Raw genomic sequence first — 12,241 nt, 5'->3', positions numbered from 1 at the left:
CTCCCGTTCAGTACGCGTCGGCGGGACGGACGGACGGCCCCGGGTCCCCCTGGCCACCCGGACCACCGGCGCCCGCGCTCCCCGAACCGCCCGAGCCACCGGAGCCACCGGAGCCACCGGAGCCACCTGCGGCGACAGCAAGGTGCTGCGTCCCGATCCGCTTCCGGAACACCCAGTACGTCCAGCCCTGGTAGAGCATGACGAGCGGTGTCGCGAATCCGGCGCACCACGTCATGATCGTCAACGTGTACGGCGCCGACGACGCGTTGGAGACCGTCAGGCTCCAACGGGGGTCCAGCGAGGACGGCATGACGTCGGGGAACAGCGTCAGGAAGAACATCGTGACCACGCCCACGATCGTCAGTCCCGACAGGGCGAACGACCACCCCTCGCGTCCCCGGCTGTTCGCCGTCACGGCGAGGATCAGGGCCACCTCCGCCCCGACGGCGGCGAACAGCGACTCCGCGTCCCCGCTGTCGACCTGGGTCCAGGCCAGGAAGCCCGCCACGAGGACGACCGTGAGCGTCCCGAGCACCGTGGCCAGCCTCCGGGCCCGCGCCCGGATGTCCCCCACTGTCTTGAGCGCCGCGAACACCGCGCCGTGGAAGGTGAACAGCAGCAGCGTCACCGCCCCGCCGAGCAGGCCGTACTGGTTGAGGAGACCGCCCAGGCTCCCGACGTAGTCGCCGTGCGCGTCGATCCGCAGCCCGTGCACGAGGTTGGCGAAGATGATGCCCCACACGATGGCCGGCAGCAGTGACGACCAGAAGATCGCGTGCTCCCAGTTGCGCTGCCAGCGCTCCTCGGGCCGCTTGGCCCGGTACTCGAAGGCGACCCCGCGCACGATCAGGCAGACGAGGATCAGCAGCAGCGGCAGATAGAAGCCGGAGAACAGGCTGGCGTACCAGTCCGGGAAGGCCGCGAACGTGGCGCCCGCCGCGCTGATCAGCCAGACCTCGTTGCCGTCCCAGACCGGTCCGATCGTGTTGATGAGGACACGTCGCTCCGCGCGGTCGCGGGCGAGCACCTTGGTCAGGACCCCGATGCCGAAGTCGAAGCCTTCGAGGAAGAAGTAGCCGGTCCACAGGACGGCGATGATCACGAACCAGATGTCATGGAGTTGCATGGCTGACCTGCCCCTCAGTACGAGAAGGCCATCGGCCGGTCGGCGTCCGCCTCGTCGCGGTCGCCCCCGATCCGGGTGGGCGGGTGGAGATCGGAGTCCGTGAGCTCGGGCGGCCCCGCCTTGACGTACTTCACCATCAGCTTGCACTCGACGACCGCGAGGATCGCGTAGAGCAGCGTGAAGACGATCAGGGACGTGAGGACCTCACCGGTCGAGACACCGGGGGAGACCGCGTCGGACGTGCGCAGCACCCCGTACACGACCCAGGGCTGCCGTCCGTTCTCGGTGAAGATCCAGCCCCAGGACATGGCGATCATCGGGAAGGTCATCGTCCACAGAGCGGCGATCCAGTACCAGCGGGCGAGCTTCGGGCTCAGCACCTTGTTGCGGAAGAGGACCAGGTGCGGCACCTCGTCGGGGCCGGTCCGCAGCCGTGCCGGGAGCATGAACTTCTTCCGGGTCAGCCACAGACCGAGCATGCCGAGGGTGAAGGACGCCATGCCGAACCCGATCATCCAGCGGAAGCCCCAGTAGGCGACGGGGATGTTGGGCCGGTAGTCACCGGGGCCGAACTCCTTCTGTTCGGCCTTGTTGACGTCGTTGATGCCGGGGACGTGCGAGGAGAAGTTGTCGTCGGCGAGGAAGGAGAGCAGCCCGGGTATCTCCAGCTCGACGCTGTTGTGACCCTTGGCGACATCGCCGTAGGCGAAGATCGAGAAGGGCGCCGGCGACTCGCCGTTCCACAGCGCCTCGGCCGACGCCATCTTCATGGGCTGCTGCTTGAACATGACCTTGCCGAGCTGGTCACCGCTGAGCGCGGTGAGCAGTCCCGCGATCACCACGGTGATCAGGCCGAGTCGCAGCGAGGTGCGCATCACCGGAACGTGCTTCTTGCGCGCCAGGTGGTACGCGGCGATGCCGACCATGAACGCGCCGCCCACGAGGAAGGACGCCGTGAGCGTGTGCGCGAACTGCGTGATCGCCGTGTTCTGTGTCAGCACGGCCCAGAAGTCGGTGAGTTGGGCGCGGTGGGTCTTCGGGTCGATCCGGTACCCGGTGGGGTGCTGCATCCACGAGTTCGCCGCGAGGATGAAGTAGGCGGAGAGGATCGTGCCGAGCGAGACCATGCCTATACAGGCCAGGTGGATCTTCTTCGGAAGCTTGTCCCAGCCGAATATCCACAGGCCCACGAAGGTGGACTCGAAGAAGAAGGCGATCAGCGCCTCGAACGCGAGCGGGGCACCGAAGACGTCACCGACGAAGCGCGAGTAGTCCGACCAGTTCATGCCGAACTGGAACTCCTGCACGATGCCGGTGACGACGCCCATCGCGATATTGATCAGGAAGAGCTTTCCCCAGAACTTCGTGGCCGTGAGGTACTTCGGGTTCTCGGTCCGGACCCACGCGGTCTCCAGGCCCGCCGTGATGGCGGCGAGGGAGATCGTGAGCGGTACGAAGAGGAAGTGGTAGACGGTGGTGATGCCGAACTGCCAGCGCGCCAGGGTGTCCTGCGCCATAGCGAGATCCACGTCGTCTCTCCTTACATCGCCGTGGTCACACGACTCGCGCTGGCCCATGACAGGCCATACCCCTACGAACCAGGCGAGCTTGTGAATGCGTTCACATTCACAAGAACAGTATTGCGCAGCCGTTCGTCGGATCATCACGCGGGGGTACGTCACCTAAATCACACCTGATCCGTGTCACACCGCCAGCACCCGTATTGCCGGAAATGCGCAGTGAAAATACGCCCAAAGACATACATAACGCCGAACAGCGCACGGACGGGGGCCCGGTGCGGCGAGACGCGGACGTACGACACGGAGCGACAGGGAGAGGAGGGGCGTGCGGACACCCTGGAGGGGCGTGCGGACCCCCGGACGCGCGGACGAGCCCCCACGCCGGCCCCGCGCATCGGCCCAGGACCCCCGGCACCGCATGCCGGCCCCGCACATCGGCCCACCCGGCACCGCACGCCGGCGCCGTACGTCGCGGCACCGCACCTCGGCTCCTCGGCGCTCGCCCCTCGCGGTGATCCGACGACGGTGGGCCGCCCCGCCCGCGGAAGGGGAAGTCGGAAGTCCTCCCCACGCACAAGGCCGCCCGGGACGTGATGTCCAGGGCGGCCCGCCGCGATCCTCGGTGCGTCTACAGCTCCTTGCGGAACTCCCCCGCCGCCCGTACGAACAGGTCGTTGGCCTCGGTCTCGGCGATGGTGACCCGCACGCCGTCGCCCGCGAACGGCCGGATGACCACACCTGCCCGTTCACAGGCCGCCGCGAAGTCCAGCGTGCGCTCCCCGAGCCGCAGCCAGACGAAGTTCGCGTGCGTCTCGGGCACGGTCCAGCCCTGGCCCCGCAGCTCCCGGACCACCCGGTCACGCTCCCCGACGAGCGCGTCGACACGGACGAGCAACTGGTCCTCGGCGCGCAGGGAGGCGACAGCCGCGTCCTGCGCGATCTGGCTCACGCCGAAGGGCACGGCCGTCTTGCGCAGCGCGTCGGCCACGGGTTCGTGGGCGATCGCGAAGCCCACGCGGAGCCCCGCCAGCCCGTACGCCTTCGAGAAGGTGCGCAGCACCGCCACGTTGGGCCGGTCCCGGTAGATCTCGACGCCGTCCGGCACCGCCGGGTCGCGGTTGAACTCGCGGTACGCCTCGTCCAGTACGACGAGCACATCGGCGGGGACCCGGTCGAGGAACCGTTCCAGCTCGGCCCGGCGCACCACGGTGCCGGTCGGGTTGTTGGGGTTGCAGACGAAGATCATCCGCGTCCGGTCGGTGATCGCCGCAGCCATCGCGTCCAGGTCATGACCCTCGTCCGGGGCCAGCGGCACCTGCACGGAGGTCGCCCCGGAGATCTGCACGATGATCGGGTACGCCTCGAACGAGCGCCACGGGTAGATGACCTCGTCACCGGGGCCCGAGGTCGCCTGCAGCAGCTGCTGGGCGACGCCCACCGATCCAGTGCCGGTGGCCACGTGCGACGCGGGAACCCCGAAGTGCGCGGCCAGCTCGCCCGTCAGGGCGGTGCACGCCAGGTCCGGGTAGCGGTGCAGGTTCCGCGCGGACTCGGCGACCTGCTCCATCACTCCGGGCAGCGGCGGGTAGGGGTTCTCGTTGGAGGACAGCTTGTACATGGTGGCCCCGCCCGCCGGAGCCGGTTTACCCGGCTTGTAGGTGGGGATGCCGTCCAACTGCGCGCGCAGCCTGGGGCCCGTCTCGCTCACCGGTGTTCCTCCTCGCCGTCCATACGACCGGGCCGACGGCTCCGCCGATCCGGTGACCTCACCCTACGAGCAGATGGCGCCACTGCGAACGGCCGGAGAGCCCGGGCCCACGTGACGACCGCCACGCCCGGCGCCGGGACGGCATCGGTCGGGGGCCTCCGGGGGCCGGTGACCGGCCGCGTGCCTGACGCCCGACGGCCGGACCGTCCGTGGGAGCGAGGTCCGGCGCTCGGAGCCCGAGCACCGCCCTGCCGGCCGTCGCGCCGTCGCGCCGTCCGGGACACGAGCGCCACCCGGCGCCCGGACGCGGGCGGAACACCCTCTGCCGTCCGCGTGAGGGGCCCGATCCCCAGGGGGCGCACTTCTCCCAGGCGAGCGCGGGTGGCTCGCGCCGTGGCGCGCGTCCCTCGTAGTGGTGAGTTGAGACCTCTTCGAGACATGACCCCCGCCCCAGGCAGATGCCGCTCGTCGCATGGAAGATCGTCGAACACACCGTCAACTGCCTTGGCTTCCCAGGGCTTCAGCCGTTAATGATCATGCAGAAACGTGCCTGCCAAGTAGTGCATTTGCGACACGCCCCACCCCTGTCCCGCGCCCTACTATCGGCTCGCCATGACAGCAGCAGGGAAACACCAGGTGAGCCGGACGGACACAACGCGCAGGGGAGGCCGGCAGGGTGGTCGAGCCGGTATCCGGGACGTGGCCGCCGCGGCCGGTGTCTCCATCACGACCGTCTCGGACGCGCTCAACGGCAAGGGACGGTTACCCGACGCGACCCGCCGCCACGTCCGCGAGGTCGCGGAGCGCCTCGGCTACCGCCCGTCGGCCGCCGCCAGAACACTCCGTACCGGGAAGTCCGGGCTGATCGGCCTGACCGTCACCACGTACGGGGATGAACCTTTCACCTTCACCGAGTTCGCCTACTTCGCCGAGATGGCGCGAGCGGCGACCTCGGCGGCACTCGCCCGCGGCTACGCCCTCGTGATCCTTCCGGCCACCTCGCAGCACGACGTCTGGTCCAACGTCGCGCTCGACGGGACCGTCGTCGTCGACCCGTCCGACCACGACCCCGTCGTCACCGAACTCGTCCGCCAGGGACTGCCCGTGGTCTCGGACGGCCGGCCCGCCGGCACGCTGCCGGTCACCGCCTGGGTCGACAACGACCACGAGGCCGCCGTGCTCGACCTGCTCGACCACATGGCCGAGGCCGGCGCCCGCCGCATCGGACTGCTCACCGGCACCACCACCGACACCTACACCCGCCTCTCCACCACCGCGTACCTGCGCTGGTGCGAGCGCGTCGGCCAGGATCCGGTCTACGAGTCCTACCCCGCGCACGACCCGTGCGCGGGCGCCGTCGCCGCCGACCGGCTGCTGGCCCGGCCGGACCGGCCGGACGCCGTCTACGGCCTGTTCGACCCCAACGGCACCGACCTGCTGGCCGCCGCCCGGCGCTACGGGCTGCGGGTCCCCGACGACCTGCTGCTGGTGTGCTGCAGCGAGTCGACGGTCTACGCGGCGACCGAACCGCCGATCACCACGCTCTCGCTCAAGCCGCGCCGTATTGGCACCGCCGTCGTGCAGTTGCTGATCGACGCGATCGAAGGGGTCGAGACGGACGGACCGCTGGAGCGGGTGATACCGACGGAGCTGATCGTGCGGACGTCCTCGCAGCGCCGCCCGCCGCGTACGACGGTGAGCGCGCCCCGCTCCCCGTCGAGCGACCGGCCCTGACCCTCCGGCCCGCCCTGGACGCGTCGGCCGGGAGGCATGCGGGCTCCTCGCACGGCCGGGAGCCGTACGGTCCCCGTCCCGCCGCGACAGGGCGGGCAGTGCCCGCCCTCGCGACCGGGGTCGCGGTCGGGGCCCGATCCGGCAGCCGACGCGCCCGGTGCCGGGGCAGCCGCCAGGTCCGTGCGGAACCACCCGCAGGACACCGTTCGGGCCGGGGTCCGTGCTCCCGTGGGAGCTCACGCGGGACAGCCGGTGGCGGCGAAGGCCGTTCCCGACGGTCGGCGCCGCCGTCGGGCGACCGATCCTCGCGGTCGTCACGGGGTCGGGACACAGGTCCAGACCTCTCCATTTGGGGCGATCAGCGCGAAAAGAGCCGGTCGACCGGCATCCCATGAGGATTCACCACCCCTGGTGCATCACACAGGAGGAGCGGCATTCCTATGATGGGCCCACGACACCGCAGGCCTTTTCCTTCCTCAGGTGGGCAGACCCCCACCCGACCGGTACGGTCCGCGTGGTGTACGGCGGCGGCGCGACGGTGGTGGAGGGGTCGATGACACAGGGGGCCGACGAGGAACCCGTAGTGCGTACGGCGACGTTGCGCGACTTCCGCGTGCCGCCCTACGCGCAGGTTCCCGTAGGGACCGGCGAGGCGCCGGACGCCCAGCCGGTGACGCCAGGGCAGCCGGTGCCACCCGCACCGCATGTGCCCCCGGCGGCCGGGGCGCCCCAGGCGCCCGAGATCTCTCAGGTGCCTCAGGCGCCTCTCGCCCCCGGGGCGTCGCAGCTACCGCCGGTCGACGAGCGGCTCTTCCAGGCCGAGCAGTCCGTCGCGCCCGTACACCCGGGCAACGCGATCCCGGACGACGAGCTGCCCGACGGCTACACCCCCACCGAACGGGACCTCCCGGTGATCGGTTCCGACCGCGGCCCCGCGCCCACCCTCCGTATGCAGGTCACGGAGGCCGAGGACGTGCAGCCGGCTCTCGGCCCGCTGTACGTGGTCGGCGACGTGCACGGATACATCGACGAACTGCTCGCCGCACTCGGCGAGCAGGGCCTCGTCGACGCGGAGGGCCGGTGGTCCGCGGGCACCGCACGCCTCTGGTTCCTCGGCGACTTCACCGACCGGGGGCCCGACGGCGTCGGCGTCATCGACCTCGTCATGCGGCTGTCCGCCGAGGCCGCGGCGGCCGGCGGCTACTGCAAGGCCCTCATGGGCAACCACGAACTGCTTCTGCTGGGCGCGAAGCGGTTCGGTCCCACCCCGGTCAGCTCGGGCGCCGGCACCGCGACGTTCCACGCCGCGTGGCTGCTCAACGGCGGCCAGCAGCACGACATGGAGCGACTCCAGGACGTCCACCTGCAGTGGATGTCCCGGCTCGACGCGGTGGCCGAGGAGGACGGGCATCTGCTGATGCACTCCGACACCACGGCGTACCTGGACTACGGGACGACGATCGACGACGTCAACGACACCGTCCACCAGATCATCACCCGCAACGACGCCGACGAGTGCTGGGACCTGTTCCGCAAGCTGACCAAGCGCTTCGCCTTCCGCGACGACGGCCCCGACGCCGCCCGGGAACTCCTCGGCTCCTACGGCGGGACGCGTGTCGTGCACGGCCACAGCCCCATCCCGTACCTGCTCGGCGAGGTCGGCGCGGAAGACCCCGACGACGAGGGCGGCCGCTCCGGGCCGGTGGTGGAGGGTCCGCACGTCTACGCGGACGGGCTGGCCGTCGCCATGGACGGCGGCGTGACCATGGCCGGAAAACTGCTGGTCGTCCAACTCCCCCTGCACGACTGAACCCTGTCCTGGCAGGTGATTTCGGATAAGTCCCTGTCACGGTGGGCCGAAACCGCTCTACCATCGGCGTATCCGTAGCAGACTCTCCTCCGTTTCTGTCCGCCGCCCGTTTCTGCAACGGGCGGGCCGGCCCCACGGAGCATCGGGGGATGCACCATGAAAAGCGCTTCGCACCTGCTGGGCGAGGACCGCGCGGAATTCGAGCGGATCCTCGACGAGGCGCTGCGCACCGCGCACGAACGCCCGGATCTCGCCGCCGTGGGAGATAACCTGACGGCGCGGCAGCTGCGCGGTATGGCGCTCGACGCCCGGTCGTTGATCGCGCAGGCCGCCGCCCCGGAATACGAGCACTACCGGAAAGTGCGCGAGGAATCGCGCGGGCCCCGGCCCTCGCCGTTTCGCGACAAGCGGTCACCCGTGGCGCCTTCCGGCCCCGCGGCAGCCGATTCCGCACTCGCGTCCCCGGCCGGACCTTCCGGCTCCGCGGCCCCTTCCGCCTCATCCCCGTCCGCCGCATCGGCCGCACGCCTGCCGCGTACGTCCGTACTCGGGGATCCCGCGGCGACCGGCGCGGGGATACTGGCCGTGATCGCCGTCCTGGTCCCGGTGCTCGCCGCGATCGCCGCCGTGATCTTTCTGCTGGCCGGGTATCTGCTCAAAGCACTCGGCCCGACACCTCCCCTGGCCGACGCCCTGATCGCCTTCGGCTGGTTCTTCGCCTCCGTCATGGCGCTGGGCATTCTGGCGGCGGGCGTCGGCCTGCTGATCACCGCCGTACGCAACGGCTCGACACAGATCCGCTCCCCGGGGACAGCGACGGGCGAGCCGAACGAACTCGCCGACGCGCGCGAGGAGTGGCGGACCGCGCTGCTGGAGCGCGGCATCGTGCCGTACCTGCGGCGGACACTGCGCGAGGCCGAGGGGTCGACAGCGCCCTCATCCGAGCCGTCCCGCGGCTCCGGGACGGCCGGCCAGGACGACCGGCCGGCCCCGGGCCAGGACGGCCGGGGGCAGGGCCGGACCGCTTACGGGCAGAGCCCGGGTGGGCACGGGAGCCAGAACCAGGGCCGGACGCGGGGGCACCAGCTGCCGAAGATGGGTTACAGCCGGCCCGACTTCTCCAGTCCCAGCGAGGGCACGGGCAGCAGCGGACGGCCGCGCTACTCCAGCCCGGACTTCAGCAGCCCGGACTACGGAGGCCCCGACCACCAGCCGGAGTGACCGGCGGCCCACCGACGCACGGCACGGCTCACGCGCCTGGCGTCCCGGCCACCAGCCGGAGTGACCGGCGGCCGCGTACAGCGCCGCTCAGGCGCCGGGCGCCCTGACCACCGACCCGAGCAACCGGTGGCCCGTCAGCCGCGGGTGTCCGTCCAGCAGCCCGAGTGACCGGCGGCCGGCCGCGTACGGTCCGGCTCAGACGCCGGGACCCGTGCCGTGGCCGCCGCCCGCACCGCCGCCGGCGCCCGTGTCCCGGCCCGACCCGGCGCCCGTGTCCCTCCCTGACCCGGCGTCCACGACGCCCCCCTCACGAGCGGCTTCCCCCTGCGGGGCGGCCCCCGTGCGCGGCGCCGCCGACCCCTCGTACGCCAGCTGCGACAGCAGCGCGAGCGAGTCCGCCGCCGGGCTGCCGGGCTCAGCGTGGAAGAGTACGAGCAGTTGCCCGTCCGCCCCGGGCACGGCGAGCTTCTCGAACTGCAGCAGGGTGTCACCGATCAGGGGGTGGCGCAGTACGGCCGATCCGCTGGTGCGCGGCCTCACGTCGTGCCGTGCCCACAGCGCCCGGAACTCCTCGCTGCGCACGGACAGCTCCCCCACGAGGCCCGCCAGGTACGCGTCCCGGTTCTCCGGGCCCGCGAGCGCGCGGACCGAGGCGACCACACCCTCCGCGATGCGCGGCCAGGCCTCCCCGTACATGGCGCGCACGCCCGGGTCGAGGAAGGTGGCCTGCAAAAGGTTCACGCCCTTGGCCTGCCAGGGGCTGAGCGCGGTCGCCAACGCGTTGGCCACCAGGACGTCCTGGTAGCGGCCCTGCACGAACGCGGCCACGTCGGACCGGTTCAGCACGAGCTGTTCAAGACCGGGGCCGACGCGCTCGGGCCGCCGGCGGGCGGGACGGCGACGGGGCCGCTGCTGGGCGAGCGTGCTCAGGTAGGCGGTGGCGTCCCGGTCCAGCATCAGGACCCGGGCGAGCGCGTCCACGACCTGGGGCGAGGGATGCAGGTCCCGCCCGCGCTCCAGGCGCAGGTAGTACTCGGCGGAGATGCCCGCCAACAGCGCCACCTCCTCGCGGCGCAGCCCCGGCACGCGCCGCCGGCGGCCGGTTCCGGTCGCGCCGTTCACGTCGATGCCCGCGTCCCCCGGCGACACCAGGTCGCGCCGGGCCCGCAGGTAGACCCCCAGATCACTGCTCACGCTCATACGTCCACGGTAGATCGGCCGGCCCCGGCGGGTCGCCCTTGAGCGGGGGCCCCGTCACTACCAGGACAACGGGGGATCTGGCTCCCGTACCCCACACCGCGCGACGCTCTGGAGGACGACTCCCCGAAGGACGGTCCGCTCCGAAGGCCGCCGGGCTACCCACGACGCGTACCCCGGCCTCCCGGCAGCCGCCTTTCGCGGACACCGCACGGACCGCACACGGCACACCGCACACCGCACACCGCACGGGAAGAACGAGACCCATGACCGCACCGCACCGCGTCACCACGCCCTTCACCCGCGAATCCACCGCCGCCGACGTGCTCGCCGGCGTCGACCTCACCGGCCGGCGGGCCGTCGTCACCGGCGGCGCCTCCGGCATCGGCGTCGAGACGGCCCGCGCGCTGACCGCCGCGGGCGCCCGGGTGACCCTCGCCGTACGCGATACGGACGCCGGCGAGCGCGTCGCCGCGGACATCGCGGCGACCGCCGGCAGGAACACCGTGGCGGTCGAGCGGCTCGAACTCACCGACCCCGCATCGGTCGCCGCGTTCGCCGCCCGATGGCAGGGCCCCCTGCACATGCTGGTCAACAACGCCGGAGTGATGGCGCTGCCCGACCTGCACCGCACCCAGGAGGGCTGGGAGCTCCAGTTCGCGACCAATCACCTCGGCCACTTCGGCCTGGCCGTGGCACTGCACGGCGCGCTCGCCACGGCGGGACGCGAGGGCGGCGCCCGGATCGTCTCCGTCAGTTCCAGCGGTCACCTGTCCTCGCCGGTCGTCTTCGACGACATCCACTTCACGCACCGCCCGTACGAGGCCTGGTCGGCGTACGGGCAGTCGAAGACGGCGAACGTGCTGTTCGCGGTCGAGGCGAGCAAGAGGTGGGCGGCCGACGGGATCCTGGCGAACGCCCTCATGCCGGGCGGCATCCGCACCAACCTCCAGCGCCACCAGGCGGGTGACCGGATGAGCGAGGCCCTGCGCTCCGTCGAGGCCACCTACCCGTGGCGCTCCCCCGAGCAGGGCGCCGCCACGTCGACGCTGCTGGCGGCCTCGCCGCTGGTCCAGGGCGTGGGCGGGCGCTACTTCGAGAACTGCGTCCAGGCGCTGCCCTACGACCCGCAGGTCGAGCCCGCATGGCAGGACGCCCCCGGCGTGGCGGCGTTCGCCCTCGACCCGGTGGCGGCGGAGCGGCTGTGGGAGGTCTCGGAAAAACTCCTGGCCCTCTGAGCGTCCGCGACCGGATACTCGCGGGCATGCCCGCCACCACGTCAACGCCCGCCCGGGGGATACCCGCTCAGCAAATCAGAGCGCGCTTCACGGACACCACGATCACCGTCTACCAGGCCTACGCGCCGGGGATCGGGGGACCCGCGGCACGCGACGGCAGGTTCCCCGCCGCCTGGAAACGGGACCGCATGACGTGGATCAAACCGTCCTTCCTGTGGATGATGTACCGCTGCGGCTGGGGCACCAAAGAGGGCCAGGAGACGGTCCTCGCGGTGGAGATCACCCGCGAGGGGTTCGACGGGGCGCTGGAGAACGCGTGCCTCTCGCACTACGTTCCCGGTTCACACGCGAACCACGACGCGTGGCGGCGGGACCTCAGGCGGTCCCCCGCCCGCGTCCAGTGGGACCCCGAGCGTGACTTCCACCTGCGCTCGCTGCCCCACCGCTCGCTCCAACTCGGCCTGTCGGGACCGTTGGCGAAGCAGTACGCGGACACGTGGGTGTGCTCGATCACGGACGTCACGCTCCTCGCGCACACGATCCACGCCCTCGTCCGCGCAGGCGACACGGCGGCGGCGGCCGATCTGCTCCCACCGGAACGCCCGTACCCGGCGGTGCCCTCCGCGCGGATCGCGAACGGGTAGAGAGCCCACCCGGCCGACCCGCACCGCACGGGTCGGCACCGCA

General features: G+C 71.5%; 9 protein-coding genes. 5 read left to right on the top strand and 4 right to left on the bottom strand.

All coding sequences use genetic code 11. The features are described 5' to 3' along the window. Positions 1-7: 7 nt before the first annotated feature. From cydB to hisC, 3 genes are all read right to left on the bottom strand, one after another. On the bottom strand, positions 8-1,126 hold the full coding sequence (gene cydB, locus OG310_RS18195; RefSeq protein WP_329456927.1) for a cytochrome d ubiquinol oxidase subunit II: 1,119 nt from the start codon (positions 1,124-1,126) through the stop codon (positions 8-10). A gap of 14 nt (positions 1,127-1,140) precedes the next feature. Beyond that, positions 1,141-2,655: a cytochrome ubiquinol oxidase subunit I gene (locus OG310_RS18190; protein WP_329456926.1), complete on the bottom strand. Its 1,515-nt coding sequence runs from the start codon at positions 2,653-2,655 to the stop codon at positions 1,141-1,143. Positions 2,656-3,274: 619 nt separating this feature from the next. Next, the gene (gene hisC, locus OG310_RS18185) at positions 3,275-4,354 is read right to left on the bottom strand and encodes a histidinol-phosphate transaminase (protein WP_329456925.1); all 1,080 of its coding nucleotides are present in this window, start codon (positions 4,352-4,354) and stop codon (positions 3,275-3,277) included. Positions 4,355-4,966: 612 nt separating this feature from the next. On the opposite strand from hisC, the gene OG310_RS18180 reads away from it, so the two are divergent. The 3 genes from OG310_RS18180 to OG310_RS18170 all read left to right on the top strand — a co-directional run bounded on the left by OG310_RS18180 (position 4,967) and on the right by OG310_RS18170 (position 9,119). Further along, a complete protein-coding gene (locus OG310_RS18180) occupies positions 4,967-6,088 on the top strand; it encodes a LacI family DNA-binding transcriptional regulator (protein ID WP_329456924.1) in 1,122 nt (373 codons plus the stop codon). A 553-nt stretch (positions 6,089-6,641) separates the two neighbouring features. After that, a complete protein-coding gene (locus tag OG310_RS18175) occupies positions 6,642-7,898 on the top strand; it encodes a metallophosphoesterase (protein ID WP_329460238.1) in 1,257 nt (418 codons plus the stop codon). Between the two features lie 156 nt (positions 7,899-8,054). Continuing rightward, positions 8,055-9,119 carry a hypothetical protein gene (locus OG310_RS18170; RefSeq protein WP_329456923.1) on the top strand — a complete coding sequence of 355 codons (1,065 nt, stop codon included), beginning with the start codon at positions 8,055-8,057 and terminating at the stop codon, positions 9,117-9,119. Between the two features lie 195 nt (positions 9,120-9,314). Here the strand turns inward: OG310_RS18170 and OG310_RS18165 are convergent, their stop codons facing one another. Next, positions 9,315-10,319, bottom strand: coding sequence for a helix-turn-helix transcriptional regulator (locus OG310_RS18165; RefSeq protein WP_329456922.1), 1,005 nt, complete (start codon positions 10,317-10,319; stop codon positions 9,315-9,317). Positions 10,320-10,582: 263 nt separating this feature from the next. Here OG310_RS18165 and OG310_RS18160 point away from each other — a divergent pair, with 263 nt between their 5' ends. Further along, the gene (locus OG310_RS18160; protein WP_329456921.1) at positions 10,583-11,554 is read left to right on the top strand and encodes an SDR family NAD(P)-dependent oxidoreductase; all 972 of its coding nucleotides are present in this window, start codon (positions 10,583-10,585) and stop codon (positions 11,552-11,554) included. A gap of 26 nt (positions 11,555-11,580) precedes the next feature. Beyond that, positions 11,581-12,198, top strand: a complete 618-nt coding sequence (locus OG310_RS18155; RefSeq protein ID WP_329456920.1) for a DUF4291 domain-containing protein — start codon at positions 11,581-11,583, stop codon at positions 12,196-12,198. Positions 12,199-12,241 lie beyond the last annotated feature (43 nt).

Origin of the sequence: Streptomyces sp. NBC_01497 (assembly GCF_036250695.1) — a bacterium.
Classification (GTDB): domain Bacteria; phylum Actinomycetota; class Actinomycetes; order Streptomycetales; family Streptomycetaceae; genus Streptomyces.
Note: the sequence above shows the minus strand (reverse complement) of the source record. Positions and strands in the feature narration are given on the sequence as shown.

Coding starts and splice junctions, on each gene's coding strand:
- cydB (WP_329456927.1), bottom strand. CDS start 1,126: ATGCAACTCCATGACATCTGGTTCGTGATCATCGCCGTCCTGTGGACC.
- OG310_RS18180 (WP_329456924.1), top strand. CDS start 4,967: ATGACAGCAGCAGGGAAACACCAGGTGAGCCGGACGGACACAACGCGC.
- OG310_RS18175 (WP_329460238.1), top strand. CDS start 6,642: ATGACACAGGGGGCCGACGAGGAACCCGTAGTGCGTACGGCGACGTTG.
- OG310_RS18170 (WP_329456923.1), top strand. CDS start 8,055: ATGAAAAGCGCTTCGCACCTGCTGGGCGAGGACCGCGCGGAATTCGAG.
- OG310_RS18165 (WP_329456922.1), bottom strand. CDS start 10,319: ATGAGCGTGAGCAGTGATCTGGGGGTCTACCTGCGGGCCCGGCGCGAC.
- OG310_RS18160 (WP_329456921.1), top strand. CDS start 10,583: ATGACCGCACCGCACCGCGTCACCACGCCCTTCACCCGCGAATCCACC.
- OG310_RS18155 (WP_329456920.1), top strand. CDS start 11,581: ATGCCCGCCACCACGTCAACGCCCGCCCGGGGGATACCCGCTCAGCAA.